Source organism: Reyranella sp. GW821-FHT14A01, from assembly GCF_058803965.1.
In genome coordinates this window covers 1-23,267 of sequence record NZ_JBXAPM010000022.1, presented here as the reverse complement: position 1 = coordinate 23,267, position 23,267 = coordinate 1, and the positions used below count along the sequence as shown (strand labels likewise).

Genomic DNA, 23,267 nt, shown 5'->3' with positions numbered 1-23,267 from the left:
CGACGAAGGTCGAAAGACCCTGTTTTCACAGCGGACTTAGCGACCAACGATCTTGTTGGTGGCGTCGATCAGCGACTGCACGGCGGCGACCGACTTGTCGAACATCGCCTTTTCCTCGGCGTTGAACTCGACCTCGACGATGCGCTCGACACCCTTGGCGCCGATCACGACCGGCACGCCGATGTAGAGGCCCTTCACGCCGTACTCGCCGTTCAGCTTCGCGGCGCAGGGAATGACGCGCTTCTTGTCCCGGAGATAGGACTCCGCCATGGCGATGGCCGATGCGGCCGGGGCGTAGAAGGCCGAGCCGGTCTTGAGATGGGCCACGATCTCGGCGCCGCCGTCGCGGGTGCGCTGGACGATTGCCTCGAGGCGCTCCTTGGTAGTCCAGCCCATGTCGACCAGATCGTGCAGCGAAATACCGCCGACCGTCGAGTAGCGCAGCAGCGGCACCATCGTGTCACCGTGGCCGCCCAGCACGAAGGCCGTGACGTCCTCTACCGAGACGTTGAACTCCTCGGCCAGGAACGAGCGGAAGCGGGCGCTGTCGAGCACGCCGGCCATGCCGACGACGCGGGCCGCCGGGAAACCGGTGACTTCCTGCATCAGGCCGACCATCGCGTCGAGCGGGTTGGTGATGACGATGACGAAGGCGTCCGGGGCGTGCTGCTTGATGCCCTTGCCGACCGAATCGATGACCTTGGCGTTGATGCCGACCAGGTCGTCGCGGGTCATGCCGGGCTTGCGCGGCACGCCGGCGGTGACGATGACGACGTCGGCGCCCTCGATGTCCTTGTAGTCGGACGTGCCGCTGTACTTGGCATCGAAGCCCTCGACCGGGCTGAGCTGGGCGATGTCGAGCGCCTTGCCCTTGGCGGTGCCTTCAGCGGCGGGAACGTCGAACAGGACGATGTCGCCCAGTTCCTTTTGACCGGCCAGCAGCGCGAGCGTGCCGCCAATCTGTCCGGCGCCGATCAGCGCGATCTTCTTGCGAGCCATGCGAAAAACTCCCGTTCTTAAAGGCGTCGCGTGGTAGCGCGATTCGCCCACAGCAGCAAGGCAGGCGGCTTCAGACGGGGTGTTTCGCCAGGTGCGCCAACAGGAGATCGGTCGCCTTGGCCGGCGCCTGGTCCATCACGAAGTGGCCGACATTGGGCAGCACTTCCATCGCGAAAGACGGCTTCACGAATTCCGCCGTGCCGTAGGCCGCGTCCGGTCCGACCGTCGCATCGGCATCGCCCCAGATGTAGAGAGTCGGCACCGTGATGGTCCCGATATCGGCCGCCAGCCCCTTGTTGGAACGATACCAGGCGAGTGCGGCTTCCAGCGCCTCGGAATTGCCGAGCACGGAGAGATGCTCCTCGAGCGCGTCCGACGGCACGCCCTGGCCGAACAGCCCGTCGCGCAGGCGCTTGGCATTGTCGGCCAGCAGCAGCTTGCCGGTCTCGGGCTCCAGGAACGCGCGATGGTGCCGCGAGCGATGCTTCTGGTCGCCGTCTTCCTTGAGGAGCGCCTGCCGGAACGACTGCGGGTGCGGCCGCGACAGGATGGTGAGCGAGGCGACGCGCTCGGGATATGTCGCGGCAACACCCCAGGAGACCTGGCCGCCCCAGTCATGGCCGACTTGATGGAAGCGCTTGCCCTCGTAGCCGGCCGCCGCCGCGATCTCGATCGCGTCGTCGATCAACTTGTCGAAGGCGTAGTTGGAAAGATCGGCCGGATCGGGCCGCGCATTGGCTGAGTAGCCCCGCTGATCCGGTGCGACGGCGCGATAGCCGTGCGCTGCCAGCGCCGGCAGGGCCGCCCGCCAGCTATGCCTCGATTCGGGAAACCCGTGCAGCATCAGCACGAGCGGCCCACCGACCGGACCGTCGACATCCACGGTGAATGTCAGGCCCGATCGGGTCTTGAGATTTATCGTTTCGGCCATAAGCCGATCAGACACCGTTGGCTTTGAACCAGGCAAGCGCCTTCTTCCAGCCGTCCTCCGCCTGCTCCTTGCGGAAGGACGGGCGGTAGTCGGCGTTGAAGCCGTGCGGCGTGTCGGGATAGGTGTCGATCTGCGACTTCTGCGCGGCCGGGCTGCCGGTCTTCAGCGCCGCGCGCATCTGGTCGACGCTTTCATTCGAGATGCCGGTGTCGGCGCCGCCGTAGAGGCCGAGTACCGGCGCCTTGAGATCCTTGACGATGTCGATCGGATTCTTGGGCGTCATGGCCGCGTCGTTATTCGCTGCGGCGACGACACGGCCGTACCACGCCACGCCCGCCTTGAGCGCCGCGTTGTGGGCGGCGTAGAGCCAGACGATACGGCCGCCCCAGCAGAAGCCGGTGATGCCGAGCTTGGCGGTGTCGGCCTTGCCCTCGCCCTTGGCGAAGTCGACGGTCGAGTCGAGATCGCCCATGACCTGCGCGTCCGGCACCTTCGAGACGATGTCGCGCAGCAGCGCCTGCATGTCGCTGACGGCCTTGGCGTCGCCCTGGCGGAAATAGAGTTCCGGCGCGATGGCGTAGTAGCCGGCCTTGGCGAAGCGGCGGCAGAGATCGGCGATGTGCGCGTGCACGCCGAAGATCTCCTGCACGACGAGGATCGTGGCGAAGGCCTGGCCCGTGGCCGGCATGGCGCGATAGGCGTCCATTTCCTTGCCGTCCTTGGTCTTCACCTTGACGACGCCGGCCGTGAGGCCATCCGCCGGCGTGGTGATCATCGTCTGCGCCTGGATCGGCTGCACCGACAGGGCGAAGGTGGTGCCGAGCGCCGCGCCGGTCGCCGTCGCCTTCATGGCATTGCGCCGCGACAGGCCGCCTTCGTTCAGGGAAATCATGCGATCGCCGTCCATGTCCTGCCTCCTCAGTCTGAAAAACGCGGCAGAGCCTATGCTGCAGGCCCACCGGCCCACAATCACAATTAGGCGATGTGATCGAGGTTCAGATACTCGGGGCTCTGCATCTCCATGAGACGCGAGACGGTGCGCTGGAACTCGAACGCGCCGTCACCCTCGAGATAGAGCTTGGCCGGCAGCGCCGCTGCCGAGCAGATGAACTTCACCTTCTTCTCATAAAAGGTATCGATCATCGTCACGAACCGAACCGCCTTGTCCTGGCTGTCGGGTCCCATCCTGGGAATCTCCGCCACGATGACCGTGTGGAAATTATCGGCGATGCACAGGAAGTCCGCCGCGCCCATCGGCTTGGCGCACCAGTCCATGAAATGCGCCATCGCGACACCGGGCGCCGCGCGCGGCACCTCGACATCGCGCCCCTGCGTGCGCAGCACGCGCGGATCGCCGTCGGCGCCGTTGCTCAACGCACGGAACGCTTCGTCGAGCTTCTTGGTCGCCCAGGCGCCGAGCGGCGTCAGGTAGAGATCGAGTTCGCGCAACCGGCCCATCCGGTAGTCCTGCGCACCGCCTAGCTCCAGCACTTCGAGACGCTGCTTCACCAGCTCGATGAAGGGCAGGAAGCGGTCGCGCTGCAGGCCGTTCTTGTAGAGATCGTCGGGCGCGCGGTTGGAGGTGGCGATCACGGTGATGCCCTCCTCGAACAGCGTCTCGAACAGGCGACCGAGGATCATCGCATCGGCGATGTTGGTCACCTGGAACTCGTCGAAGCAGAGCAGCCGCGTCTCGGCCGCGATCTGCTTGGCGATCGGCACGATCGTGTCGGATTCCGGCGGCGCACCCTTGGCCGCCAGCTCCTCGCGGCGGTTGTGCAGGCGCGCCTGTACTTCGAGCATGAATTCGTGGAAGTGCACGCGGCGCTTCCTGGTCACCGGCGCGTCGGCGAAGAAGAGGTCCATCAGCATGGACTTGCCGCGGCCGACCGAGCCCCAGATGTAGAGGCCGTGCGGTCCTTCCGGCGGTTTCGGCACGTGACCGAAGCCGAGACGGGCCAGGAAGCCTGGCTTGACCGGCTGCGCGGAAGCCATGGCGCCCAGCTGGTCGTGGATCGCCTGCAATCGCAGAACGACTTTTTCCTGCACGGGATCGGCGTGGATCTCGCCCGCGGCGCGGCGCGCGGCGAGGTTGGCGAGTGGGCCCTTGCCGGTCGAGGGGGGACTGGACTCCATTACGGCGGCATACCTAGCTCACCGCCGCGCGGCTGCCTATAAGGTGCGGCGATGAAGATTGCGTTCCTCGGCACTTCCGCCTTCGCCGTGCCGGCCCTCCGTGCTCTGGTCGAGGCCGGCCACGACGTCGCTTTTGTTTATACGCGGGCGCCCAAGCCCGCCGGCCGCGGTCAGCAGGAGCGCAAGACGCCGGTCCACGAACTCGCCGACGAACTCGGCCTGCCGGTGCGCACGCCGCGCACCCTGAAGAACGACGAAGAGGCCCAAGCCTTCAAGGCGCTCGACCTCGACGCTGCCGTGGTCGTGTCCTACGGGCATATCCTGCCGAAAAGCTTCCTCGATGCGCCGGTGCTGGGCTGCATCAACATCCACGGCTCGCTGCTGCCGCGCTGGCGCGGCGCGGCGCCCATCCATCGTGCGATCCTTGCCGGCGATGCCGAGACCGGTGTCACCACCATGCGCATGGACGAAGGCCTCGACACCGGGCCGATGCTGCTGGCCGAGAGCACGCCGATCTCCGCCGCCGACACCGCCGAGAGCGTGCACGACCGGCTGGCCGATCTCGGCGCGCGGCTTGTCGTCTCGACCCTCGACGGGCTGCTGCGCCGGAGCATCGAGCCGGTGGTCCAGCCGACCGACGGCGTCACCTATGCCCACAAGCTCGGCAAGGAAGAAGGCGTGCTCGACTGGCGGCGTCCGGCGGCCGAGCTGGAGCGCAAGGTGCGTGCTTTCCATCCCTGGCCCGGCACCTCGTTCGAGGCGCCAAAAGACGGCGGCGTCGAGCGTATCAAGGTGCTGGCGGCGGCGCTCACCCTGGCCGGCGGCGCGCCGGGCAGTGTCAGCATCGCGCGCGACGGGTTCCCGGTCGTGACCTGCGGCGTCGGCGGGCTGAAGCTCCTGAAGCTGCAGCGGCCCGGCAAGTCGGCTCAGTCGGCGGATGCCTTTTTGCGCGGCTTCGCGCTGGAGGCCGACACGGTGCTGATGCCGCCCGCCGTCGCGTCCCTGCCGACCTGACACCGTGCCGCGCTACAAGCTCACCATCGAATATGACGGCGAGCCGTTCGTCGGATGGCAGCGCCAGCCCAACGGTCCCTCCGTCCAGGCCGCGCTCGAAGAGGCCGTGTTCGCCTTCACCGGCGAACGTCCGCCCGTGCAGGCCGCCGGCCGCACCGACACCGGCGTGCATGCGCGCGGCCAGGTCGTTCATCTCGACCTGTCGAGCGAGCGCCCGGTGGAGACCATCCGCTCGGCGATCAACTTCCACCTGAAGCCGCAGCCGGTTTCCGTCCTCGTCGCCGAGCCTGCGCCGCCGGGCTTCCACGCGCGCTTCTCCGCGACGTGGCGGCGCTACCGCTATCGCATCATCAACCGCCGGGCGCCGCCCGCACTCGATCGCGGCCAGCTCTGGCACGTGCCGGGATCGCTCGACGTCGACCTGATGGCGGATGCTGCGACCGTGCTGGTGGGGCGGCACGACTTCAACAGCTTCCGCTCGACCTCCTGCCAGTCGCCTTCGGCGCTGAAGACGCTCGACCTGCTGAAGGTCAGGCGCCACGGCGAGGAGATTCATGTCGATGTCGGCTCGCGCTCCTTCCTGCACAACCAGGTGCGCATCATGGTCGGCACGCTGCATCTCGTCGGCCGCGGCCAGTGGACCCGCCGCGATGTCGAGGAAGCGCTGGCCGCCCGGGACCGCGCCCGTGCCGGCCCGACGGCGCCGCCGCACGGGCTGTGCCTTATGGAAGTGCTCTACGAGTCAGGCGCCGACCGCAGCGGCGACCCCGAGGAAGCGATCGACGATCAGTGACAGGAAGACCGACGGCACCCAGTTGACGACCAGCAAGAGAAAGGCGATCGGCCAGTTCACACCGACCATCGTCCGCGTCGTCACGAGAAACCAGTAGAAGAACAGCCCCTGCAGGGCGTAGCGAATGGCATTGCCAAGCGAGTCGGGCAGGAGCGTGGCCAGCACCACGCCGATCACCGCCACGATCATGGCCGGCAGGTTCACCCAGTTGAGCGCCGAGATGTAGCGCGGGAAATGGCCGAGCCAGTTCCGCCGCCGCGCGATCTCGTAGAACAGGACGGGAAACAGCAACCAGTCGACGACGTAGCGAAGCGCTTCGACCAGCACGATCTCGAGATCGTCGGATGTCGTCGAGACGCTCGAATAGCGGATCAGCAGGAGCGTCGCATGCAGCGGCGCGACCAGGATCATCACCTGGAACGAGCGCACGCAGGCTTCCAGTGTGTTGTCGAACCAGGACGGCGCCGCCGGGTCGCGCTTCAGGAGCCCGAGCGCACCCTGCATCCCCCGGGCGATTTCAGCCGCGCTGAGCACGTCCTCAGGCCGCGAAGTAACGGTCGAGCACCGTTTCGTAGACGCGGGCGAGCGTCTTGAGATCGGCGACGGCGCTCTTCTCGTCGACCTTGTGCATGCTCTCGCCGACCAGCCCGAATTCGAGCACCGGACAGTAGCTGCGGATGAACCGCGCGTCCGACGTGCCGCCGGTGGTCGACAGCTCGGTCTCGACGCCGGCGATGTCGCGGACCGCGCCGGCGACGAGATCGCTCAGCGGTCCCGGCGGCGTGTAGAAGGATTCGCCGGAAACCTGGACGCTGTATTCGACGATGCCGTTGCCGCCGAGTGCAGCGTTGGCGCGCTCGATGCGCTCCTTGAGGTGAGCGAGCAGGGTCTTCGAAGTCCAGAGATCGTTGAACCGCGTGTTGAAGCGCGCCTTGGCGGTGCCCGGTGCGATGTTGGTCGCCGGGTTGCCGACATCGACGGTGGTGAACTGCAGCGAGGTCGGCTGGAAATGAGTGCTGCCCTTGTCGATCGGTTCGCGCACCAGCGCCTCGATGATCGCCGACAGGCGATGGATGGCATTGTCGAGCCGCTCGGGATACGCGACATGGCCCTGCACGCCGCGCACGACCAGGTCGACCGTCATGCTGCCGCGCCGGCCGATCTTCATCATGTCGCCGAAACGCTTCGAGCTGGTGGGTTCGCCGACGATGCAGGCATCGATCGTCTCGCCGCGCTCGGCCAGCCGCTGCAGCATCTTCACGGTGCCGTTCACCGCCGGGCCTTCCTCGTCGCCGGTGATCAGCAGGCTGATCGATCCGCCGAAATCGCGGCCGCGCTTGCTGAGGAAGCGTGCAGCGGCATCGGTGAAGGCGGCGATCGCACCCTTCATGTCGGCCGCGCCGCGACCGAACAGGTAACCGCCCGACAGTTCGGCGGCGAACGGTCCGATCGTCCACGAGGAGAGGTCGCCCACCGGCACCACGTCGGAATGGCCGGCAAAGCAGAAGTGCTTACCCTCAGTGCCGATGCGGGCATAGAGGTTGGCGACATCGTCGGTCCCGGTCTCGGTGAAATCCATGCGCTCGCACGTGAAGCCGAGCGGCGCCAGCGTCTGCTCCAGGAGCTGCAGGGCACCGGCTTCGCGCGGCGTCACGCTCTCGCAGCGGACGAGCGTACGCGTCAGTTCGATGACATCGGTGGCGTTGGTGCTGAGCGTATCGGGCATGGGCCGGACACTACAGGCCCGCTCCTGCCCTGAGAAGGGTGGCCTCGGGAAGGCAGGCAAAGAAAAGGGCGCCGTCAGGCCAGCCGGCGCCCAGTTGTTTTGAGAGGAAGATAGTCTTGCTTGTTTGAGCTGAACTCTTGGGCGGCCCTAGGCCACCATGCGATCGGCCTCCTGCAGGTTGACCGAGACGAGCTGGGAGACGCCCCGCTCGGCCATGGTCACGCCGTAGAGGCGATCCATGCGCGCCATCGTGACGCGATGATGGGTAATGATCAGGAAGCGCGTGTCGGTGCGGCCGGCGATGTCGTTCACCAGGCCGCAGAAGCGCTCCACGTTCAGGTCGTCCAGCGGCGCGTCCACCTCGTCCAGCACGCAGATCGGCGCCGGGTTGGTCATGAACACCGCGAACAGCAGCGACAGGGCCGTCAGCGCCTGCTCGCCGCCCGACAGCAGCGACATGACCTGCAGCTTCTTGCCCGGGGGCGAGGCATGGATCTCGAGGCCGGCCTCGAGCGGATCCTCCGACTCGGTGAGCCGCAGTTCGGCCTTGCCGCCGCCGAACAGCTTGGTGAAGAGCTGCTGGAAGTGGCCGCTCACCTGCTCGAAGGCGGCGAGGAAGCGCTCGCGGCCCTCGCGGTTGAGGCTCTGGATGCCCTGGCGCAGGCGGCCGATGGCGGCGACCAGGTCGTCGCGTTCGCTCGTCATGCCGGTGATCTGCTGCTCGAGTTCGTTGGCTTCCTCTTCGGCCCGCAGGTTGACGGCGCCCATCGTCTCGCGCTCGTGCACCAGACGCTCGAGCTTGTGCTCGGCCTTGTCGAGTTCCGGCAGTTCCTCGATCGACTGGACCTCGGCCAGCGCCATCACGCCGTCGGGCTCGCAGCGCAGCCGCTCGATGATGCGCTCGACCACCGCCTCGCGATCCTTGGTGGCCTGCTCGACCTGGCCTTCGCGGCGGACACGGGTCTCGCGCGCCTGGCCCATCTCGGTCTCGGCCTGCCGCAGCGCCTTGTCGGCCTCGCCCAGGCGGGTCTCGCCGATCGCCAGACGATCGGCGGTCTCCTGGCGGTTGGCTTCGGCCTTGTAGATCTCCTCGCCGAGCACGACCCGCTTCTCCTCGATCTCGGCCGGCTTGGCCGCCAAGTCGGCGATCGTGGCCGCGGTCTGCTCGCGGCGGGCGTCGAGTTCGACGATCTGGCCATCGGCCTCGCTCAGGCGCTTGCTCCAGCCCTCGTGATCCTGCGCGATCTGCGCCAGCCGCTCGACCCGCATCTTCGATTCGCGCGCGAGACGGTCGCACTGGCCCTCGGCCTCGACGAGCGCGGCCCGCAGCTCGGCGATGCGCACGCGCAGCGCGCCGGCCTCGGCGCGGTCGGCCTGCGTGTCGGAGATCGACGACAGGCGCGCCTCGCGGAAGGTGCGGCGCATCTCGACTTCGGCGATGTCGCCCAGCGCTTCCGCCACCGCCGTCTCGATGCCAGCGAGGCGGGTGCGAAGCTGGTCGGTGCGACGGGCGATCTCGACGTGACGGTCGCGCGCCTGCGTGGCCAGCCGCTCGGCCGTGCCGATGGCCGACTGCGCGGCGCGCTCGGCAGCGCGGGTCGCTTCGCCGGCATCCTGCGCCTTGCGGCGCGCGGCCTCGGCCACGCTGCGCTCATAGGCGCGGGCCTGGTCGACGCAGGTCTTCTCGGCGTCGCGAGCGGCGGCGAGCCAGCTCTTCTCGGCGTCGACCCTCGCCTGCTCGATCGTGTGCTCGGCGACGACACCGTCGATCTGATGGCGGATCTCGGCCAGGCGATTGCGCTGGCTCAGCCGCACGGCGGCGGTCGACGGCGCGCCGGCGCGCATCGTGTAGCCGTCCCAGCGCCAGACGGCGCCCTCGCGGCTGACCAGCTGCTGGCCGGGCTTGAGGCCGGGCTGCAGCGCCGCACCGATTTCGTCGTTGGCCACGATGCCGATGAAGGCGAGACGGCGGGCCAGTTCCGGCAGGGCGCCGACATGCGCACCGAGCGGCGTCGCACCTTCCGGCAGAGCCGGCACCTCGGCCAGCGGGTCGAGCGGCAGCCAGTGCACCGGCGCACCACGATCCGACGAAGCTTCCAGCTCGTCGCCGAACGCCGCGCCCAAGGCCTTCTCGAAGCCCGGCTCGACGTTGAGCGCATCGAGCAGCGGCGGCCACAGCGAATCGGCTGCCGACTTCAGCGCGGCGGCGACGCCGGCTTCCTCGGCGCGCAGCTTGGTCAGGCGCGCGTTGGTCTTCTGCAGCGTCTCGACGGCGGTGGCGTGGCTGGCTTCCGCGGCCTGCCGCTCGGCCGCACGGGCCTTTTCCATGTCGAGGCGCTCGGCTTCGGCCTTGGCGACGGCCTGCCGCGCGGCCTCGGACTCGTAGCGCTCGGCCTCACGGGCCTCCTCGATCGATTCCTGGCTGGTGAGGCGCGTTTCCTCGAGCGCGGCGCGGGCCGCTTCGAGTTCCGCTTCGACCTCCGGCAGCGCCGGCAGGTTCGAGAGTTCGGTCTCGATCTGGCGCTGCTGCGCGGTGACCTCGTCGCGGCGCGACGTCAGGCGGCGCAGCCGGTCCTGCAACTCGGCGATCTCACGCGACACGCTCTGGCGCAGCGCCTCGTCGTCGGCGATCTGGCGGGTCAGGCGATCGAGCTCGACCTCGGCCACGTTGGTCTCGCTGCGCGCGGTATCGCGCGCCTCCTCGGCGGCAGCGGCGCGATCCTCCTCGCCGAACCGCTCCTCCTCCAAACGCTCACGCTGGCTGTCGAGCTCGGCGATGGCGGCTTCCGCGTCGTTCTTGCGCCCCATCTCGCGCGTGAGGTCCTGCACGGTCTGCTGCAGGCGGGTCTCGGCTTCGAGCTGGGCATAGGCCACGCGCTCGGCCTCGGCGGTCAGCGCATCGTGGGCCACGCGCAGGCGCTGCAGCGCGGCCGCGGCGGCCGCTTCGTCGTTACGCAGCGGCGGCAGCGCGGTGGCGGCTTCGGCCTGCGCGGTGGTGGCGAGGCCGACCAGGCGCGTGAGGTCAGAGACCTGCGCCTCGGCTTCCTTCAGGCGCTCGGCCGATTCCGCGAGATCGCGCTCGGCATTAGCGAGCTTCAGCGCCAAGACGGCGGCTTCGGCGCGGCGGATATGGTCGGACAGGTTGCGGTAGCGGCTGGCCTGACGGGCCTGGCGCTTCAGCCCCTTATGCTGCTCTTCGAGGGCGACCAGCACGTCCTGCACGCGGGCGAGGTTCTGCTCGGCGGCGCGCAGGCGCAGCTCGGCCTCGTGACGGCGAGCGTAAAGACCGGTGATGCCGGCCGCCTCGTCGATCACCGAGCGGCGATCGGCCGGCTTGGCGTTGATGAGCGTGCCGATGCGGCCCTGGCTGACCAGCGCCGTGGAACGCGAACCCGTGGCGGCATCGGCGAACAGCGTCTGCACGTCACGGGCGCGGATTTCCTTGCCGTTCACCGAATAGGCCGAACCGTGGCCGCGCTCGATGCGGCGCACGACGTCGAGCTGGTCAGTATCGTTCACCATCGCCGGCGCGGTGCGCGTCTTGTTGTCCAGCGACAGCATCACCTCGGCGATGTTGCGCGCCGGCCGCTGGCCGGAGCCGGCGAAGATGACGTCCTCCATTTCGCTGCCGCGCATCTGCTTGGCGGAGGTCTCGCCCATCACCCACTTCAGCGCTTCGACCAGGTTCGACTTGCCGCAGCCGTTCGGCCCCACGATCCCGGTCATGCCGGGCTCGATGCTGAGCTCCGTCGGATCGACGAAGGACTTGAAGCCGGAGAGCCGGAGCTTGTCGAACTGGACCATTACACCACGCCTGTCTTGTTCTGTTGCTTACTTGGCGAGCTTGGAGAACACGCCGTCGAGTTCCTCGACCGAGCGCGACCCACGATAGAGCTGGCCGTTGATGAACAGGGTCGGCGTCGAGTTGACGCCCATCGCCTCGCCGCCCTGGTAGTCCTTGATCACGGCGTTGCTCATCGCGTCGTTGGCGAGGCAGGCCTTGATCTCGTTCTCGCCCATGCCGGCGATGCGCAGCGGCTTGGCGAGCTCGGCCAGCGGATCGGCCGCCGTCGCCCATTGCGGCTGGCCGCGGAAGATGATGTCCACCACGCCGAAATATTTGTCGTTGCCGGCGCATTCGGCGATCTGGGCGGCCTTGGCCGCGATCTGATCAAGCGGGAAGTCGCGATAGACCAGCTTCACCTTGCCGGTATCGATCCACTTCTTCTTGATGTCGGGCAGGATCTGCGTGTGGAAATGCGCACAGTGCGAGCAGGTCAGCGACGCATACTCGATGACCGTGATCGGCGCCTTCGGGTCGCCCAGCACATGGTCGCCGGGCTGCACGGTCTCGAGGGCGGCCTTGTTGGGGGCCGACGCGGCGGCGACCGGAGTCGGACCGGGCGCAGGCGCACGGGTGCCGAAGTAGACGCCAGCCGCTATCGCAGCCACCGCCACGACCCCGCCGGCGACGATCAAGATATTCCGCATTTTCCTCTGCCCTCTCCACTACATCTTGGGAATTACGCCTGTGGGGAGTCAAACGTTAACGGCCCACCTGGCGTAAAATCGATACGATGGCATCCATCCCGCCCGGATTGGCGTATGGCTGGTCGTTGATGAACAAATAGGGGGTGGATTGAACCCCCAGCGTCTGGCCGGACTGCACGTCGGCGATCACTTTGTCCAAAAGCCGGTCGTTGGCGACGCAGGCCTGCGCTTCCGCCTCGCTCACACCCTGCTTCGCGAGCACGGTCATCAGGTCGGCCGCCGGGTCGGGCGCGGTCAGCCATTGGACCTGGGTGCGGAACAGGGTGTCGACGGCGGCGAAGAACCTGTCCGGCCCGGCACACTCCGCCAGCAGGGCCGCGCGCGTGGCGATGGCGTCCGACGGAAAGTGGCGGTGGATCAGCTTCAGCTTGCCGGTGTCGATCCAGTCCCGCTTCAGGACGGGCATCACCGCGGCGTTGAAGGTCGCGCAGTGCGGGCAGGTGAACGAGGCATAGTCGATCAGCACGTTGGGTGCGTCCGCCTTGCCCAGCACGTGATCGTCCGGTTGCGGATCGAGCAGCCTGGCCTGATCCGGGGATTGCGCCCGCAATTCATCGCCGAGCCCCAGCGTGGCCAGGCCGCCGAGCCCGGCGAGCAGAAGGCCGCGCCGGTTCGTGGCGATGCGGGCACCCAGGCGCGTCAGCGCCGCGCGCAGGTCGGGGTCCTGCACACTGGCCGCGCGGCTGGCGACCTCGCGTTCGGCCACGGGATCGCGACGCGGCACCTTCGGCGCCGGCGGCGGCGCGGAGATGACGCCCTGCACGATCCGCACATCGTCGATCATCTTGTGCCCGAAATAGGCATTCACCCGTTCCACGATCTGGCCGCTCCTGTGCTGGACCTCGAGGGCAGCAGCACCGGCCACCTTCAACCGCAACGCCTTGCCGGCCCGCGCGCCGCGGCCGGCCAGCAGCGCATCGGGCAGCGTCGTGCGCGCAAGCTCCGGCCCGACGACCGCCGGCCAGTCGGCCTTCAGTCGGGCGAGGGAAGCGCCACGGCCTCCCTTCGCTCCCCCGCGGGCCATGCCGGAGGTGAGCTTCTGGGCCAGACCGCCGATCGCACGGAAGCCGTTTTCGCGCATGGACCCTTTCAAACGCCGCTCCGTATGGTAGGCCACGCCCCCGCAAGTGACCATGACCCACGCCGCCCGACTGCTCGCCTGGTATGATCGACATCGTCGCACCCTCCCCTGGCGCGCAGCCCCGGGGGAACGCACGGAGCCTTACCGTGTCTGGCTGTCGGAGATCATGCTGCAGCAGACCACCGTCGCCACGGTGGGTGAGTATTTCCGCCGCTTCATCGAGCGCTGGCCCACGGTCGAGGCGCTGGCCGAGGCACCATTGGACGATGTGCTCTCGGCTTGGGCGGGCCTCGGCTACTACGCGCGCGCGCGCAACCTGCACGCCTGCGCCCAGGCCGTGGCGGGTGCCCATGGCGGCCGGTTCCCCGAGGACGAGGCGGGCCTTCTCGCGCTGCCCGGCATCGGCCGCTACACGGCGGCGGCCATCCAGGCCATCGCCTTCGACCATCCGGCGTCGGCGGTCGACGGCAATGTCGAGCGGGTGATCGCCCGCCTCTATGCGATCGAGACGCCGCTGCCCGACGCCAAGCCCGACATCCAGGTCCGCGCCGCGCGGCTGGTGCCGCAGCAGCGGGCCGGCGACTACGCGCAGGCGATGATGGATCTCGGCGCCACCGTCTGCATCCCGCGTAACCCGCGCTGCGTCATCTGCCCGCTGATGCAGGGCTGCAAGGGCCGCAAGCTCGGCATCGCCGAGGAGCTGCCGCGCCGCGCGCCCAAGGCCGAGAAGCCGACCCGCCGCGGCCTCGCCTTCGTGCTGCTGCGCAAGGACGGCGCGGTGCTGCTGCGCAAGCGGCCGGTCAAGGGCCTGCTCGGCGGCATGGACGAAGTGCCGTCAAGCGCCTGGCGCGAGGGTCCCTTCGTAGAGGCCAGCGCGATGGCGGAGACGCCGGTCCCCGCGCGCTGGACGGTGATGAACGGCCTGGTGCGTCACACCTTCACGCACTTCCATCTGGAACTCACGGTCGCCCGCGCCATCGCCACAACCGGCCGGCTCGCGGCGCTGGCCCCCGGCACGAGCTGGTGCGAACTCGACCGGCTGGACGAACGCGCCCTCCCGACGGTCATGCGCAAGGTGATCGAGCACGCCGTCAAGGCTTAGATCGTTACCGGGTTACCCCAACACGGGAGCCGTCCCTCTCGATTCGTTTGTTTCGAATATTTCGTTTATTTCGTTTATTCGCCTGCTAGAGGCCCGCGCGGACCTGCTGGCGTAGATGGTCGATCGGGCGGCGGGCGCCGGCGACATCGATGTGCCAGAAGGTCCAGCCGTTGCAGGCCGGGGCGCCCTGCACCGCAGCGCCCACCTGATGGATCGAGCCGCGATGGTCGCCCATCGAATTGGAGGCCGAGAGCGTGCCGTCGGCGCGCACGCGGGCCTGCAGTCGGCCGCTTTGGTCCGAGAGTACGGTGCCGGGCTGCAAAAGGCCAGCCTCGATCAGCACGCCGAACGGAATACGCGGCTCGGCGCGCTTGCTGGGCTTGGGCGTCACGTCTTCGCGCGCCAGCGGCTCGATCTCGGCGATGCGCTTGCGCGCGATCGCGGCATAGTCGGGATCGCGCTCGAGGCCGATGAAGCGGCGGCCAAGGCGGCGCGCCACGGCGCCCGTGGTGCCGGTGCCGAAGAACGGATCGAGGATCGTGTCGCCGGGATTGGAGGCGGCCATGATGCAGCGGAACAGCAGCGACTCGGGCTTCTGCGTCGGATGCGCCTTCTTGCCGTCCTCGCCCTTCAGGCGTTCGCCGCCGGTGCAGAGCGGCAGCAGCCAGTCGGAGCGCATCTGCACGCCCTCGTTCAGCTCCTTCATCGAATCGTAGTTGAAGGTGTAGCGCTTGGCCGCCTTGTCGCGCGCCGCCCAGATCAGCGTCTCGTGCGCGTTGGTGAAGCGCTTGCCGCGGAAGTTCGGCATCGGGTTCGACTTGCGCCACACGATGTCGTTCAGCAGCCAGAAGCCCTGGTCCTGCAGCGCCGTGCCGATGCGGAAGATGTTGTGGTAGCTGCCGATCACCCAGAGCGTGCCCTCGGGCTTCAGCGCGCGGCGCGCGGCGGCCAGCCAGGCGCGCGTGAACTGGTCGTAGAGGGCAAAGCTTGCCCCGACCGAAGCGGAGGGGTCTCCGAACTTGTCCCAGTCGTCGTCGACCGCATCGACCTTGCTGTTGTCGGGCCGCAGCAGGTCGCCGCCGAGCTGGAGATTATAGGGCGGGTCGGCGAAGACCATGTCGACGGAAGCTTCGGGCAGGGCCTGCATCAGCTCGATGCAATCGCCCACGAATACACGGTCCTGCTTGTCTTCGATCATCTGTGGAAAATGAGTCCACAGGGAGTTCTGGTCAAGAAATTACAATTGATTCAATTGTTTACGAGATCAATCCACAAGATGGAGTCGCAACAAACCAACCGACCCACCAGCCCTTGAGGCGGCCCGACGCCCCTAATTCCGGATGAAGTCGACGAAGGCGCGCAGCGGCGCCGGAAGCTGACGACGACCGGGATAATAGAGGAAGGGTCCGGAGAAGTTTTGCCACCAGGGAGCCAGCACCGGCTCCAACGCACCGCTGTCGAGATGAGGGCGCAGCCACTCCTCGAAAAGATGGACGATACCGACCCCGTCGACGGCGGCGCTGATCGCGAGATCCACTGCGGCGCCCAGCCTGACAACCAACGGCCCGGTGGGGTCGACCCGGACGATCTCGCCATCGCGCTCGAACTCCCAAGTCGGCATCGCCCCGCTGGAGAATTGCCCGCGCAGGCAGGCGTGGCCGAGCAGATCGCGGGGATGCTCCGGCCGGCCGCGCGCCGCGAGATAGGCGGGCGAGGCGGCCGTCGCGAAGCGCTGCACACGCGGGCCGATCGGCACCGCGATCATGTCCTGCTCCAGCCGCTCGTCGTAGCGGATGCCCGCGTCGCAGCCTGCCGCCAGGATATCGACGAAGCCGTCCTCGACGACGACCTCCAGCCTTATGTCCGGGTAGGCCTTGAGGAACGGCGCGACGATCTTGGGCAGCACAAGGCGCGCCGCGGTGCCGGGCACGTTGAGCCTGAGCGTTCCGACCGGCCGGTCGCGAAGACTGTTCACGATGTCGAGCGCCGCCTCGACCTCGCCCAGCGCCGGCCTCAGCCGTTCGAGGAGACGGGAGCCCGCCTCGGTCGGCGCGATGCTACGGGTCGTGCGGTTGAGCAGGCGCATGCCGAGCCGCGCCTCCAGCCGCCGCACGGCGCCGCTCAGGCTGGAGGCCGACACGCCGCCCAGCCGCGCGGCATCGCGAAATCCGCCGGCGCGCGCCACCGCCACGAAGGCCGAGAGATCGTTGAGGTCAGCCGTCATTGTCCATATTCCCGCACAGCCTGTTCCGATTATGCGGGATTATCGTTGTAATGCACGACGCCTATGTAGGATCTGTTCAACTTCGGAGGTTTTCATGACCGACATTACCGCCGCCGGCACTTTCCAACTGGGCAACCGATCCGTGAAGCGCATGGGCTATGGCGCCATGCAGCTCGCCGGCCCCGGCGTCTTCGGTCCGCCCAAGGATCGGGCCGCCGCAGTCGCCGTCCTGCGCGAGGCGGTGAAGAGCGGTGTGAACCATATCGACACCAGCGATTTCTACGGCCCGCACGTCACCAACCAGATCATCCGCGAGGCTCTGCATCCCTATCCCGCCGACCTGACGATCGTGACCAAGGTCGGCGCCGTGCGTGGCAGCGACGCTTCGTGGAACCCGGCGCAGACGCCGGCCGATCTCACCCGCGCGGTTCACGACAACCTGAAGAACCTCGGCGTGCCGGCGCTCGACGTCGTCAACATGCGCGTCATAATGGGCGACGGCCATGGGCCCGGCGAAGGCTCGATCGCGGAGCAGTTCACCGCGCTGGCCGAGCTGCAGCGGCAGGGCCTGATCCGCCATCTCGGCGTCAGCAACGCCACGCGTGCCCAAGTGAAGGAAGCGCAAGCCATCGCGCCGGTCGTCTGCGTGCAGAACCAGTACAACATCGCCCATCGCGGCGACGATGCGCTGATCGACGAACTCGCAGACCAGGGTATCGCCTATGTGCCCTTCTTCCCGCTCGGCGGCTTCACGCCGCTTCAATCATCGAGCCTCTCGGACATCGCCAAGGAACTGGGCGCGACACCGATGCAGGTGGCGCTCGCCTGGCTGCTGCGCCGCGCGCCCAACATCCTGCTGATCCCCGGCACGTCCTCGGTCGATCACCTGCAGCAGAACCTGGCCGCCGCCGACCTCAAGCTATCGGACGAGATGTTCGCCCGACTGAGCGCGATCGGCGGCAAGACCGCTCACTGAGGACTGACTTAACGCGAGCCGCTGCTTACATACCATGTCGAGCCGGCAGCCACGGGGGCGCATCGGGTAGGCATGAGCGGAACACGATCATTCGAAGACAGCGACGGCAGGGGCCGGTTGGGACGCCGCGAAGCGCTGGGCGCGGCGATGGCGGGCGGCATCGCGCTTTCGGGCCTCTCGTCTCCGGCGAGAGCGGCCACCGGCATCCGCACGCTGACCTCGCCCGAGCAACTCCGTGCGGCCTATGACCATGTGATCGTGGGCGCGGGATCGGCGGGCTGCGTCCTGGCGCATCGACTGGGGCGGGCCGGGCGGCGGGTGCTCCTCGTCGAGGCCGGCTTGCAGGCGGACCTGCCGGCGGTCGCGGTCCCGCCGGACTGGCCCCGGCTCCAGGAGAGCGCGCTGGACTGGCGATACGTGACGACGCCTCAACCCGGGCTGGCGGTCGCGCGATCACCTGTCCGCGCGGCAAGGCGGTGGGCGGATCGAGCATCATCAATGCGCTGGCCTACCAGCGCGGCCATGCGGCAGCCTATGATCGCTGGCCGACGGGCTGGCGTCACGCCGACCTCCTGCCCTACTTCAAGCGCGCCGAAACCTTCTCCGGCGGCGCCAATGCCTGGCGGGGCGGCAACGGCCCGCTGCATGTCCTGTCGCTGGCTGACGTCACGGATCGCACGCCGGTCGCCGCGGCTTTCATGGCGGCCGCACAGCAATCGGGATTCCCCATGACACCCGACCTGGGCGGCGAACTCACCACCGGCGTCGGCTGGAACCAGCTCAGCATCAGGGGCCATGCGCGCGACGATGCCGCGACCGCCTATCTGGACAGCCTCGAGAGCGGTTCCGGGGACGCGTCGGTCGATCTGCTCGCCGGCACCGAGGTGCTCGGCCTGGAGATCGAGCGCGGCCGATGCCGCGGCGTCCGCCTGGCCGGCGGGATCGTTCGACCCGAGCGGGATGTCCTGCTTTGTGCCGGCGCGATCGATTCGCCGCGCCTGCTGATGCTGTCGGGGATCGGCCCGGCCGATGAGTTGCGTGCGCTTGGGATCGCAAGCGCCGTCGACCTGCCTGATGTCGGCCGCCATCTGGAGGATCATCCGCTGCTGGCCGGCGTGGCCTACCAGGCGCGTCGCGACGTTCCGCTCTCGCACTACAATCACGCCGACTCATTGCTTTACGTGCCGCACGCGACTCCCGGCGAGAGCCCCGAGATTCTCGTCATGTGCCTGTCGGTGCCGTTCGTGCGGCCGACCGTCGGCCCCCTGCCCGCGCCGGCCTATGTCCTCGTGCCCTGCCTCCTGCGGCCGCGCAGCCGCGGCATCGTCAGGCTCGCCTCTCGCGATCCGCGCGCGCCGGCGCTGATCGATCCGCGCTATCTGTCCGAGCCCGACGACATCGCGTTGCTGGCAAAGGGTGTCGACATAGCGCGCGACATCGGCGCCGCCGCAGCGTTCGACGACTGGCGGGCGATGGAGGTCTATCCCGGGCCGGCTTGGGCGAACCAAGCAGACCGGCACGACTTCATTCGCCGGGCCACGGATTCGTTCCACCATCCCGTCGGCACCTGCCGCATCGGCGCCGTCGTCGACGACGCCCTGCGCGTCAAAGGCGTCGAGGGATTGCGCGTCATCGATGCGTCGGTCTTGCCCGGCCTGCCGGCTGCGATGAGCAACGCCGCCGTGACCGCCGTCGCCGAGAAGGCGAGCGATCTGGTGTTGGCAAGTTAGGCGCGGTTGCGCCGGAACAGCAGCGCAACGATCACCCCGCCCAGCACGGAGGCAAGGACCATCAGCGCGAAGAAGCCCACGGCCGCCCATATGGCGTAGGTCATCGCCTTGGCACCGGCTTCGTCGACCTTCCTGTCGACCAGCGCCCGCAACTCACCGACCTGCGCCGTCATCTCGTCCCGCAGCGCCTTGAGTTCGGGCCCCATCGCACGGGCGCGCTCAACAGCGGCTTCCCTGCTCTTCTCGATCGCCTCTCTCGGAGAGGGAGGCTGCTGGGCCGATGCGGCACCGGCCGCTATGAGGCCAAGAATCAGGATCAGTGACGGAACGAGTCGGGGCATGGCGTGACCTCATCGAGGCGGTGAAAAACATTCGGTCAAGGGGACATCGCGCGCAACGGTCGTCTACGACGGCACAAGGGCCCATCGCGCGAGAGTGAATGCGATGCCCGCCCCGTACAGCGGGCCGAAGATGGGCTTGGTGTGCGCCGCCAGCCATTGCGGAAGATAGATGTCGAAATTCGCGCGACGATCGTCCGTGAAGCGCGCGGCAACGGCCGAGAGTGGGCATCGCCAACCGTTGAATCCCAACACGACGACCTCGACGAAGACGATCCCGATCGACAGCGCGGCACTGAGAAATTCCGCTCGCGCGGCGAAGACCCAGATCGCCAGGATACAGACGACGAAGAACGCCCACACGATCGTGTGTGCGGCCTTGATGAACGTCAGGAACGAGCCGGGCCTTGCCCGGTCCGAACGAACCACCTCAGGCGAGCTCCTCGGCGATCGCCTCCTTCACGCCCGGCCGCTCCGACATGCGTTGGCGGTGATCGACCACGCGCGGGATGCGGGCGGGATCGACGCCGTCCTTCTCCAGCCACTGGGCGAGGGTGAAGAGATAGGGGTCGCAGATCGTGTAGTGCTCGCCCATCACCCACGGGCCCTTAAGCATCTCGCGCTCGATCAGCTCGAAGGCGCCGCCGACCGACTCCGGCACCTTGCGCTGCATGGCGGCGATCGACGCCGCATCGTCGGCATCGACCCAGCGATGGCCGCGCATGCGGTGCGCGTGCGCCACGTGGAGGTGCGAGCAGAGATAGGAGTTGAACGACTGCACCTGGGCGAAGGCGAAGGGATCGTCCATCAGGGCGAGCCGCGACGCCGGGAAGCTCTGCGTGACATAGACCAGCATCGCCGGCGTCTCGGTCAGGATGCCCTTGTCGGTCACCAGCGCCGGGACGCGGCCCTTCGGATTGACCTTGAGATATTCGGCCGACTTCTGCTGTTCCTTGGCGAACTCGATGCGCACCGTCGAATAGTCGGCACCGACCTCCTCCAGCACGATGTGCGTGGCGAGCGCGCAGGAATGGGCGGCGTAGTAAAGCTTGAGCATGATCGCGGTCTCCAGACGTCAGACTTCGGCGTAGATCTCGATGACGTTGCCTTCGGTGTCGCGGAAGAAGATCGCGCGATGGCCCCAGGACGGGATGTCGCGCGGCGGGCCCATCAATGCGACGCCCCTGGCGGCAAGCTCCGCCTGGCATTCGTCGATCTCGGGCGGCGAGACGCGGAAGGCGAGCTGCACCGACGCCGAACCCGTCGGGCCGGCCGGCCCGTCCTGGAAAACACCTTCGAGCGTGCGCGGCCGCAGGCAGAGCAAACCCGAGCCGACATGGAAGCTCACCCAGCGCGGCGTCTCGCGCTCGATGCGGAGCTTCATCACGTCGAGATAGAACTGCCGCGCGCGGACCAGGTCCTCGCAGAGCAGGACGACATAGTCTAGGTTGCGGATCGATCCGATTCCCATGGTGCTCACACCAGCCGCGTGACGGGCGCGAAGCTGCGCCGATGATGCGGCGTCGGCCCCAGCAGCGACAGCGCCTCGAGATGCTCCTGGCTGCCATAGCCACGGTTGGTCTCCCAGCCGTAGCCGGGATAGGTCACCGCCAGCGCGTGCATGTAGCGGTCGCGTGTCACCTTGGCGAAGATCGAGGCGGCGGCGATCGAATAGGAATGCGCATCGCCGCCGACGATGGTCTCGGCACGGCAGCCCAGTTGCGGCGGCGCGCGGTTGCCGTCGACCAGGACGACCTCCGGCTGCTCGGCCAGCGCCTGCACGGCGCGGCGCATGGCGAGATACGTGGCCTGCAGGATGTTGATGCGGTCGATCTCCTCGACGCTCGCCTCGGCCACGGCAAACTGCACGACGCCCGAGGCGATCATCGCCTCGTAGGCTTCCTCGCGCTGTTCGAGCGTCAACTTCTTGGAATCGTCGATCATGCGCAGCAGCTTGCGCGCCGCCCGTGCACGATCGATGACGGCCGCCGCCGCATAGACCGGCCCGGCCAGCGGCCCGCGACCGGCTTCGTCGATGCCGGCGACACGTCCTTCACAACGCAATTCGAATCGAAAGCTTGGCATTATCCCCATCGAGGCCGGCTAGACTGAGCCATGTCCCAAAGCTCAGCGATCGTCGCCCGCATCATCGCAGAAGACGCCATCGCGATGGAACAGCTTCGTGCGGTGCGTGAACTGGCGCTGCCGGACTGGTGTATTGCCGCGGGATTCGTGCGCAATCGCGTCTGGGACCACCTGCACGGCATCGTGCCGGCACGACTGCCTGTGGATATCGACGTCATCTATTTCGACGCAGGCGACGTTTCGCGGGAGAGCGAGGCGGCCTTCGAGCGCCGGCTCGACACGCTGCTGCCCGGCCTGCCGTGGCAGGTGCGCAACCAGGCGCGCATGCATGTCTGGAAGGACCTGCCGCCGCATCGCGATACCGCCGACTCGATGATCTACTGGCTGGAGACCGTGACGGGCATCGGCGTGCGCCTGGAGACCGACGACACGCTGTCGGTGATCGCGCCGCTCGGCACCGACGATCTTCTGAACCTGCGCTGCCGCCCAACGCCTTTCGGCCGCACCAGACGCCACGAATACGATGCGCGGGTCGAGGCCAAGCGCTGGCGCGAGCTGTGGCCCAGGGTAGAGTTTCTCGACTAGAGTTCGATACAGATGATCGCCGCGTTCCTGCCTCTGGCCGCCATCGCCCTGATGGGTACCCTGCTCCGCCATTTCATTCCCGGCATGGAGCAGACGCGCCAATCGATGAACAAACTGGTGCTCTACGTCTTCCTGCCGGCCCTCGTCTTCCGGACGGTGATGCACGGCACGATCGACGGCCTGTTCCTCGAAATCCCCGCAGCGGCGGCGATCGGCACGCTGTCCTGTCTGGCGGTGGGCTTCCTGGTCTTTCACTTCCTGCCGATTCCCGGACCGACCAAGGGCGCAATGATGCTGGGTGCGGCTTTCGGCAATGTCACCGCTCTCGGCCTGCCGGTGCTGCTTGGCGTCTTCCCCGGCCAGGCCGACCACGTCTCCGAGGTCTCGGTCCTGTTCGAGATCACCAAATCGTCGCTCAACCTCTCGCTCGGCGCCATGATCGCCATCGCCTATGGCAGCCAGGAACCGATCACCTTCCAACGGACCGCCCTGGAGGCGCTGAAGCTGCCGCCGCTCTGGGCGCTGTTCGTCGCGATCGCCTGGAAGCTGTCCGGCATCCCCTGCCCGGCGCTGATCATGGACACGGCCTCGATCCTCGCCGTGGCGGTCAGCGGCATCCTGATGCTGTCGCTCGGTATGGCGCTGCGCTTCTCGCCGACACCGCTGATGGCGCTCGCGATTCCGGTTTCGGCGATCAAGCTGGCTTTCTCACCTTTCGTCGTCTTCCTGGCCGTTGCGCCGCTCGGCATCACCGGCGTCTACAGCAACGCCGCCGTGCTGGAAGGCGCGATGCCGAGCCAGATCCTGTCCTTCGTCATCGCCGGCAAGTTCAAGCTCGACGAGGAGACGCTGGCCTTCGTCATCATGGTCGACACGATCCTGGCCTTCGTGACCTTGCCGCTCGTGCGGATGCTGCTTCTGTCATGACGACCTGAATCATTGGAGCGCGCCACTCCAGTGGCGCAATCATGATTCATGAGCGCCACTGGAGTGGCG

General features: G+C 67.8%; 23 protein-coding genes and 1 pseudogene. 8 read left to right on the top strand and 16 right to left on the bottom strand.

What is annotated here, in order from left to right:
* Positions 1–36 precede the first annotated feature (36 nt).
* The 4 genes from mdh to zapE all read right to left on the bottom strand — a co-directional run bounded on the left by mdh (position 37) and on the right by zapE (position 4,066).
* Positions 37–999, bottom strand: a complete 963-nt coding sequence (mdh, locus tag AC1ROX_RS28625; RefSeq protein ID WP_493131777.1) for a malate dehydrogenase — start codon at positions 997–999, stop codon at positions 37–39.
* Positions 1,000–1,069: 70 nt separating this feature from the next.
* Positions 1,070–1,930, bottom strand: coding sequence for an alpha/beta fold hydrolase (locus tag AC1ROX_RS28620; protein ID WP_493131775.1), 861 nt, complete (start codon positions 1,928–1,930; stop codon positions 1,070–1,072).
* A 7-nt stretch (positions 1,931–1,937) separates the two neighbouring features.
* Complete coding sequence (locus AC1ROX_RS28615) at positions 1,938–2,837, bottom strand: dienelactone hydrolase family protein (protein WP_493131773.1); 900 nt, start codon at positions 2,835–2,837, stop codon at positions 1,938–1,940.
* A 68-nt stretch (positions 2,838–2,905) separates the two neighbouring features.
* Positions 2,906–4,066, bottom strand: a complete 1,161-nt coding sequence (zapE, locus tag AC1ROX_RS28610; protein ID WP_493131771.1) for a cell division protein ZapE — start codon at positions 4,064–4,066, stop codon at positions 2,906–2,908.
* 51 nt (positions 4,067–4,117) lie between these two features.
* Between zapE and fmt the strand changes: the two genes are divergently transcribed.
* Positions 4,118–5,080, top strand: coding sequence for a methionyl-tRNA formyltransferase (gene fmt, locus AC1ROX_RS28605; protein WP_493131768.1), 963 nt, complete (start codon positions 4,118–4,120; stop codon positions 5,078–5,080).
* 4 nt (positions 5,081–5,084) lie between these two features.
* Complete coding sequence (truA, locus tag AC1ROX_RS28600; RefSeq protein ID WP_493131766.1) at positions 5,085–5,873, top strand: tRNA pseudouridine(38-40) synthase TruA; 789 nt, start codon at positions 5,085–5,087, stop codon at positions 5,871–5,873.
* Here the strand turns inward: truA and AC1ROX_RS28595 are convergent.
* The 5 genes from AC1ROX_RS28595 to AC1ROX_RS28575 all read right to left on the bottom strand — a co-directional run bounded on the left by AC1ROX_RS28595 (position 5,823) and on the right by AC1ROX_RS28575 (position 13,231).
* On the bottom strand, positions 5,823–6,377 hold the full coding sequence (locus AC1ROX_RS28595; protein WP_493131764.1) for a hypothetical protein: 555 nt from the start codon (positions 6,375–6,377) through the stop codon (positions 5,823–5,825). The two genes, truA and AC1ROX_RS28595, sit on opposite strands and share 51 nt — an antisense overlap.
* A gap of 34 nt (positions 6,378–6,411) precedes the next feature.
* A complete protein-coding gene (gene dapE / locus AC1ROX_RS28590; protein WP_493131762.1) occupies positions 6,412–7,599 on the bottom strand; it encodes a succinyl-diaminopimelate desuccinylase in 1,188 nt (395 codons plus the stop codon).
* Positions 7,600–7,746: 147 nt separating this feature from the next.
* Entirely contained in the window at positions 7,747–11,403 is a 3,657-nt protein-coding gene (locus AC1ROX_RS28585) for a chromosome segregation SMC family protein (protein ID WP_493131759.1), read from the bottom strand.
* Between the two features lie 27 nt (positions 11,404–11,430).
* Positions 11,431–12,090, bottom strand: a complete 660-nt coding sequence (locus AC1ROX_RS28580) for a DsbA family protein (RefSeq protein ID WP_493131756.1) — start codon at positions 12,088–12,090, stop codon at positions 11,431–11,433.
* 55 nt (positions 12,091–12,145) lie between these two features.
* Entirely contained in the window at positions 12,146–13,231 is a 1,086-nt protein-coding gene (locus AC1ROX_RS28575; protein WP_493131754.1) for a DciA family protein, read from the bottom strand.
* A gap of 52 nt (positions 13,232–13,283) precedes the next feature.
* Between AC1ROX_RS28575 and mutY the strand changes: the two genes are divergently transcribed.
* Positions 13,284–14,333 carry an A/G-specific adenine glycosylase gene (mutY, locus tag AC1ROX_RS28570; protein WP_493131752.1) on the top strand — a complete coding sequence of 350 codons (1,050 nt, stop codon included), beginning with the start codon at positions 13,284–13,286 and terminating at the stop codon, positions 14,331–14,333.
* 85 nt (positions 14,334–14,418) lie between these two features.
* Here the strand turns inward: mutY and AC1ROX_RS28565 are convergent, their stop codons facing one another.
* Together AC1ROX_RS28565 and AC1ROX_RS28560 are read right to left on the bottom strand one after the other, a co-directional pair.
* Complete coding sequence (locus AC1ROX_RS28565; RefSeq protein WP_493131750.1) at positions 14,419–15,531, bottom strand: site-specific DNA-methyltransferase; 1,113 nt, start codon at positions 15,529–15,531, stop codon at positions 14,419–14,421.
* A gap of 132 nt (positions 15,532–15,663) precedes the next feature.
* A complete protein-coding gene (locus tag AC1ROX_RS28560; RefSeq protein ID WP_493131748.1) occupies positions 15,664–16,557 on the bottom strand; it encodes a LysR family transcriptional regulator in 894 nt (297 codons plus the stop codon).
* A gap of 94 nt (positions 16,558–16,651) precedes the next feature.
* On the opposite strand from AC1ROX_RS28560, the gene AC1ROX_RS28555 reads away from it, so the two are divergent.
* From AC1ROX_RS28555 to AC1ROX_RS28545, 3 genes and pseudogenes are all read left to right on the top strand, one after another.
* Positions 16,652–17,533 carry an aldo/keto reductase family oxidoreductase gene (locus tag AC1ROX_RS28555; RefSeq protein WP_493131746.1) on the top strand — a complete coding sequence of 294 codons (882 nt, stop codon included), beginning with the start codon at positions 16,652–16,654 and terminating at the stop codon, positions 17,531–17,533.
* A 72-nt stretch (positions 17,534–17,605) separates the two neighbouring features.
* Positions 17,606–17,866 (top strand): annotated as a pseudogene (locus tag AC1ROX_RS28550) (NAD(P)-binding protein); the annotation flags it as partial.
* A complete protein-coding gene (locus AC1ROX_RS28545; protein ID WP_493131867.1) occupies positions 17,803–19,263 on the top strand; it encodes a GMC family oxidoreductase in 1,461 nt (486 codons plus the stop codon). The pseudogene AC1ROX_RS28550 and the gene AC1ROX_RS28545, both read left to right, overlap by 64 nt.
* Here AC1ROX_RS28545 and AC1ROX_RS28540 read toward each other — a convergent pair.
* From AC1ROX_RS28540 to rnhB, 5 genes are all read right to left on the bottom strand, one after another.
* Positions 19,260–19,604, bottom strand: coding sequence for a hypothetical protein (locus tag AC1ROX_RS28540; protein ID WP_493131744.1), 345 nt, complete (start codon positions 19,602–19,604; stop codon positions 19,260–19,262). The genes AC1ROX_RS28545 and AC1ROX_RS28540 overlap by 4 nt on opposite strands.
* Positions 19,605–19,667: 63 nt before the next feature.
* Positions 19,668–20,030 carry a hypothetical protein gene (locus AC1ROX_RS28535; protein WP_493131741.1) on the bottom strand — a complete coding sequence of 121 codons (363 nt, stop codon included), beginning with the start codon at positions 20,028–20,030 and terminating at the stop codon, positions 19,668–19,670.
* A gap of 1 nt (position 20,031) precedes the next feature.
* A complete protein-coding gene (locus AC1ROX_RS28530) occupies positions 20,032–20,658 on the bottom strand; it encodes a glutathione S-transferase family protein (RefSeq protein WP_493131738.1) in 627 nt (208 codons plus the stop codon).
* 18 nt (positions 20,659–20,676) lie between these two features.
* The gene (locus AC1ROX_RS28525) at positions 20,677–21,072 is read right to left on the bottom strand and encodes a VOC family protein (protein ID WP_493131736.1); all 396 of its coding nucleotides are present in this window, start codon (positions 21,070–21,072) and stop codon (positions 20,677–20,679) included.
* A gap of 5 nt (positions 21,073–21,077) precedes the next feature.
* On the bottom strand, positions 21,078–21,686 hold the full coding sequence (gene rnhB / locus AC1ROX_RS28520) for a ribonuclease HII (RefSeq protein ID WP_493131734.1): 609 nt from the start codon (positions 21,684–21,686) through the stop codon (positions 21,078–21,080).
* A gap of 30 nt (positions 21,687–21,716) precedes the next feature.
* Between rnhB and AC1ROX_RS28515 the strand changes: the two genes are divergently transcribed.
* Both AC1ROX_RS28515 and AC1ROX_RS28510 read left to right on the top strand, forming a co-directional pair.
* On the top strand, positions 21,717–22,271 hold the full coding sequence (locus AC1ROX_RS28515; protein ID WP_493131732.1) for a nucleotidyltransferase family protein: 555 nt from the start codon (positions 21,717–21,719) through the stop codon (positions 22,269–22,271).
* 12 nt (positions 22,272–22,283) lie between these two features.
* Positions 22,284–23,198 (top strand): AEC family transporter, encoded by a 915-nt coding sequence (locus tag AC1ROX_RS28510; protein WP_493131730.1) that lies wholly within the window; start codon positions 22,284–22,286, stop codon positions 23,196–23,198.
* Positions 23,199–23,267 lie beyond the last annotated feature (69 nt).

What these genes read in the sequence shown, in the direction of transcription:
- fmt (WP_493131768.1), top strand. Translation starts at nt 4,118, where the DNA reads ATGAAGATTGCGTTCCTCGGCACTTCCGCCTTCGCCGTGCCGGCCCTC.
- AC1ROX_RS28530 (WP_493131738.1), bottom strand. Translation starts at nt 20,658, where the DNA reads ATGCTCAAGCTTTACTACGCCGCCCATTCCTGCGCGCTCGCCACGCAC.
- AC1ROX_RS28515 (WP_493131732.1), top strand. Translation starts at nt 21,717, where the DNA reads ATGTCCCAAAGCTCAGCGATCGTCGCCCGCATCATCGCAGAAGACGCC.
- AC1ROX_RS28555 (WP_493131746.1), top strand. Translation starts at nt 16,652, where the DNA reads ATGACCGACATTACCGCCGCCGGCACTTTCCAACTGGGCAACCGATCC.
- mutY (WP_493131752.1), top strand. Translation starts at nt 13,284, where the DNA reads ATGACCCACGCCGCCCGACTGCTCGCCTGGTATGATCGACATCGTCGC.
- AC1ROX_RS28620 (WP_493131775.1), bottom strand. Translation starts at nt 1,930, where the DNA reads ATGGCCGAAACGATAAATCTCAAGACCCGATCGGGCCTGACATTCACC.
- AC1ROX_RS28540 (WP_493131744.1), bottom strand. Translation starts at nt 19,604, where the DNA reads ATGCCCCGACTCGTTCCGTCACTGATCCTGATTCTTGGCCTCATAGCG.
- AC1ROX_RS28560 (WP_493131748.1), bottom strand. Translation starts at nt 16,557, where the DNA reads ATGACGGCTGACCTCAACGATCTCTCGGCCTTCGTGGCGGTGGCGCGC.
- AC1ROX_RS28565 (WP_493131750.1), bottom strand. Translation starts at nt 15,531, where the DNA reads ATGATCGAAGACAAGCAGGACCGTGTATTCGTGGGCGATTGCATCGAG.
- rnhB (WP_493131734.1), bottom strand. Translation starts at nt 21,686, where the DNA reads ATGCCAAGCTTTCGATTCGAATTGCGTTGTGAAGGACGTGTCGCCGGC.
- dapE (WP_493131762.1), bottom strand. Translation starts at nt 7,599, where the DNA reads ATGCCCGATACGCTCAGCACCAACGCCACCGATGTCATCGAACTGACG.
- AC1ROX_RS28525 (WP_493131736.1), bottom strand. Translation starts at nt 21,072, where the DNA reads ATGGGAATCGGATCGATCCGCAACCTAGACTATGTCGTCCTGCTCTGC.
- AC1ROX_RS28595 (WP_493131764.1), bottom strand. Translation starts at nt 6,377, where the DNA reads ATGCAGGGTGCGCTCGGGCTCCTGAAGCGCGACCCGGCGGCGCCGTCC.
- AC1ROX_RS28615 (WP_493131773.1), bottom strand. Translation starts at nt 2,837, where the DNA reads ATGGACGGCGATCGCATGATTTCCCTGAACGAAGGCGGCCTGTCGCGG.
- AC1ROX_RS28575 (WP_493131754.1), bottom strand. Translation starts at nt 13,231, where the DNA reads ATGCGCGAAAACGGCTTCCGTGCGATCGGCGGTCTGGCCCAGAAGCTC.
- AC1ROX_RS28510 (WP_493131730.1), top strand. Translation starts at nt 22,284, where the DNA reads ATGATCGCCGCGTTCCTGCCTCTGGCCGCCATCGCCCTGATGGGTACC.
- zapE (WP_493131771.1), bottom strand. Translation starts at nt 4,066, where the DNA reads ATGGAGTCCAGTCCCCCCTCGACCGGCAAGGGCCCACTCGCCAACCTC.
- AC1ROX_RS28580 (WP_493131756.1), bottom strand. Translation starts at nt 12,090, where the DNA reads ATGCGGAATATCTTGATCGTCGCCGGCGGGGTCGTGGCGGTGGCTGCG.
- mdh (WP_493131777.1), bottom strand. Translation starts at nt 999, where the DNA reads ATGGCTCGCAAGAAGATCGCGCTGATCGGCGCCGGACAGATTGGCGGC.
- AC1ROX_RS28585 (WP_493131759.1), bottom strand. Translation starts at nt 11,403, where the DNA reads ATGGTCCAGTTCGACAAGCTCCGGCTCTCCGGCTTCAAGTCCTTCGTC.